This window comes from Brachybacterium sp. AOP42-C2-15 (assembly GCF_052377065.1).
GTDB lineage: Bacteria > Actinomycetota > Actinomycetes > Actinomycetales > Dermabacteraceae > Brachybacterium.
The window spans coordinates 1-295 of the sequence record NZ_JBQSWK010000133.1 but is presented as its reverse complement, the minus strand read 5'-3'; the positions used below and the strand labels follow the sequence as shown (position 1 = coordinate 295).

Here is a 295-nt window from a genome sequence, read left to right as displayed (position 1 = left end):
CGTGATCGTCTCTGACGAGGACGCGGCCACCGTGTGATCCTTCGAGTCAACCTTCCACAGAATCCTCGAACGGAGTCATCACGATGACCGCTCCTCATATTGTCGACCCTCACGGCCTGCTCGGTGAAGCCCTGGCCGAAGCCTCCCCGGATCTGATGCGCACGATGCTGCAAAGGATCATCAACGAGCTGCTGTCCGCGGACGCTGACGCGGTCGCCGGCGCGGAATACGGCCGACCCAGCCCCGAGCGGGTCGCTCAGCGCAACGGCTACCGCCACCGCGACCTCGACACCCG

1 protein-coding gene is annotated in these 295 nt (G+C 65.1%); it reads left to right on the top strand.

What is annotated here, in order from left to right; translation table 11 throughout:
• Positions 1–83: 83 nt before the first annotated feature.
• Positions 84–295, top strand: a 212-nt coding sequence (locus tag ACT3SQ_RS19355) for a transposase (protein WP_444592712.1), incomplete at its 3' end; no start/stop codon positions are given.